The sequence below is a fragment of the Corynebacterium sp. HMSC056E09 genome (genome assembly GCF_001813425.1).
Taxonomy (GTDB): domain Bacteria; phylum Actinomycetota; class Actinomycetes; order Mycobacteriales; family Mycobacteriaceae; genus Corynebacterium; species Corynebacterium hesseae.
The window spans coordinates 1-908 of sequence record NZ_KV812509.1; the positions used below are offsets into that span (position 1 = coordinate 1).

The window sequence follows — 908 nt, forward strand, 5'->3', positions numbered from 1 at the left end:
AGTCGACCACTCCGGGTAAGCCGGGTGAGTCCACCACTCCGAACGATCCGTGTGAGTCTACGACCCCGGATAAGCCTGGTGAGGAGCCATCTGAGTCGACGACTCCGAACAAGCCGGGTGACGAGACCTGTGAGTCCACGACCCCGTCTAAGCCGGGCGAGGAGACTACCCCGAATAATCCGGGCGAGTCAACGACTCCGGGCAAGCCTGGTGAGTCGACCACTCCGGGTAAGCCGGGTGAGTCCACGACCCCGAATGACCCGTGTGAGTCCACCACGCCGGATAAGCCTGGTGAGGAGCCGTCTGAGTCCACGACTCCGCGTGAGCCGGGTGATGAGTCTGGTAAGCCGAAGATTTCGACGAATGCTGACTTTGCTAACGGTGCAACCGAGGTTGTTGCTGGTGCGCAGGTCAATGACCGTGTTACCTATGAGAACCTGGTTCCGGGTAAGGAATACACCCTGTTTGCTGAGCTGATTTCCAAGGAGGACGGCAAGACCGTTCTGGGTGAGGGTGAGAAGACCTTTACTCCGGAGTCTGCTAACGGTGAGGTTGTCGTTACGATCACTGTTGATGAGTCTGTGAAGGAGCCGGTTGAGGCTGCGGTTGCTTTCGAGGAGTTGACTTCGGTTGAGGTCAACGACAAGGGCGAGGAGACTCCGGGTACTGATCCGGAGAACCCGAACGACATTGCTAAGCACGAGGACATCAATGATAAGGCTCAGACTGTGACCTCTAAGGATGAGCCGTCTGAGTCCAACCACGCCGGAGCAGCCGGGCGACGAGACTTGCGAGTCCACGACCCCGTCTAAGCCGGGCGAGGAGACCACTCCGAACAACCCGGGTGAGTCCACCACTCCGGGCAAGCCTGGCGAGTCGACCACTCCGGGTAAGCCGGGTGAGTCCAC

The 908-nt window shown here is 59.4% G+C and carries 1 protein-coding gene; it reads left to right on the plus strand.

From position 1 onward, the window contains the following. Positions 1 to 812, plus strand: an 812-nt coding sequence (locus tag HMPREF2912_RS13025; RefSeq protein WP_168166649.1) for a VaFE repeat-containing surface-anchored protein, incomplete at its 5' end; no start/stop codon positions are given. Positions 813 to 908: the final 96 nt, after the last annotated feature.